This window comes from Acidilobus sp. (genome assembly GCF_049973875.1).
Lineage (GTDB): Archaea > Thermoproteota > Thermoprotei_A > Sulfolobales > Acidilobaceae > Acidilobus.
Genome location: NZ_JBMFJI010000065.1, coordinates 1 through 2270 on the forward strand (window position 1 = coordinate 1; position 2270 = coordinate 2270).

The following is a 2270-nucleotide window of genomic DNA, read 5'->3' on the forward strand; positions in this document are numbered from 1 at the left end:
CGCGAGCTACTCAGCATTAATGGACACCCTGAAGGCAACTGCGCATTACAGGGGCCTTGATATTGATATGAACGATGTTGGCAAGAGGATTATTGAGGACAACATTTACGGCGTCGACGCACTCAAGTACGCAGCCCAGATAACTGCAATAAACCTAGCACTGCTAAGCCCAGGAAATATTGCTAAGGAGAACATCCACACGATATACCTTGGGTATATACCAGAGAAGAACCAGCCGTGGCTTGGCTCGCTGGAGCTCCTGAGCGACGGCAAGAGGATCGGCGGCATACTGTCGTTCATAGAGGGCTACAAGGTTGAGGAGGCTCAGAGGGTCACGCTGGAGGGCAGCGAAGGCGTATTCGAAATACCTGACAAATTCGACTTAGTAATCATGAACCCGCCGTTCACGCGAGCCACGGGCAGGGTAAGCGAGGAATTTAAGGAGAAGGAAAGCGGGAGGGGCCTGTTCGGCTTCATAACCGATAAGAAGTACAGGCAGAAGCTCCTCGACCGCCTTAACAAGATGAGGGATTCCGTCAGGAATGACATGTTGAATATAGCAAAAGGCCTGGTGGAAAGGGAGGGCCTGTCAGGCATAATAAAGGATATAGTTAACGGCAGGGGCGAATTAAAACAGTACCTGAACATAGGGCAGGCTGGCGAGGGGCTGCTGTTCCTGTACCTTGCGTACAAGTACGTCAGGCCAGGGGGCGTGATAGCGTTCGTGCTGCCGAAGAACGTGCTCTCAGGCGTAAGCTGGTTCCTGGCAAGAGCGCTCCTCGCGAGCGAGTTCCACGTCAAATATGTAATAGTTAGCAGCGACGTAGAGAATGGGTACAACTTCAGCGAGAGCACCAGCCTCAGCGAGTCGCTAATAGTCGCCAGGAGGGTTGACAAACACGAACCGAACGAGGAGACTGTGTTCGTGATACTGAGGAGGAAGCCAAAAAGCGCCATAGAGGCCATGCTGCTGGCGGAGGAAATAATGAAGGGCTCGCCAGGCGACGCCGAGGTCGTGCGCGTGAAAAGGGCTGACCTGTTGAGGAACCTTGACAACTGGGGCCTGTTCACGGCCTTTAGTGACGCCAGCCTCGTCAGCAAAACGATGTCCATAATGAGCGGGGGCCTATGCGGCGTCAAAGCCCCCGTCACCCTGTTGGGTAACGTGATAGATACCATAGGCATTGATGCCCACCAGTTCCATAATTACTTTGAGCCGACGAGCTCAGAGGCTCCTTACCCAGTCCTCTTCGGCGGCGGCGAGGAGAATAGGGTTAGCATGGCTGTCAGGCACAACATGTTCGCCAGACCTAGGAGTGAACAAGCAAAGGACGTGTTTTATAAAAACGCTGGTAATGTCCTGGTGCCAGACAGGATTCGAGCGAATACGGCCCACGTGACAGCCCTCTACTCGGATGAGCAGCTATTATCCAACATATTCTACGCCATAAGGCTGAAGTGCGACAACGCGGACAAGGCGCTGGTGGCCTGGCTGAACACCACCTGGGGGCTAATGACAATACTGGCGAAGAGGGAGGAGACCATGGGTGCGTTCATTAGACTTAAAATGGGCCAGTGGAGGTCACTGCCCGTCCTCGACGTCTGCTCGCTAAGTGATGATAAGTTGAGCAGGCTTGCTGAGGTCTTTGATAAGTATTCCAAGGTACAGTTCAGGAGGATCCCAGAGCAATATGGCGAGGGGGCCGACCCGAACAGGCTCGGCTTCGACCTCGACGTGCTGAAGGCCCTGAGCCCAGTCATTGACGAGGATAAGGCGAGACTGTGCATCACCAATATATACAGGAATCTAGACATTGCATTAAAGACATGGACAGGCCACAGGTGAAAGATTTAGCTACGGAGGCGCGACAGCAGCCCAGGGCTCAGCGTGACCTCGGACAGCGACGACTTTGAGGTTAACTATGAGATAGAGGAGATCATACCCAATCTCCTGCCGCCGACGTGACTGTACATAGTGAACAGAGCTGGCGGCGAGAGGAGGCTCCTTGTGGCGTTTGAGAAGCTCTGCGAGGTCGGGTCGCTCGACACATTCGTTACCGCGCTCCAGCTTTTCCTGTCGTCCATAACTGGCAACAACGTGGTTGTGCCGCCAGGCCACATACCTACAAGGTGCGCGTACAGGGACTCTGGGCCAGGCAAACTGTCCAGGGACATAAACTTCATAGTGGAGGTGTCAAAGGACATGAGGAGCTACGACACCCTGTGCATAAGCCTAAGCATGACTAGGGTTATGGCAAAGACCAGCAGCG

At 53.9% G+C, this 2270-nt stretch carries 2 protein-coding genes; both read left to right on the forward strand.

Annotated elements, in window-relative coordinates; all coding sequences use genetic code 11:
- The coding region (locus ACP5H1_RS08330) for an Eco57I restriction-modification methylase domain-containing protein (protein ID WP_427974030.1) at positions 1-1846 on the forward strand (1846 nt) is incomplete at its 5' end.
- Positions 1847-1975: 129 nt separating this feature from the next.
- The coding region (locus tag ACP5H1_RS08335) for a hypothetical protein (RefSeq protein WP_427974033.1) at positions 1976-2270 on the forward strand (295 nt) is incomplete at its 3' end.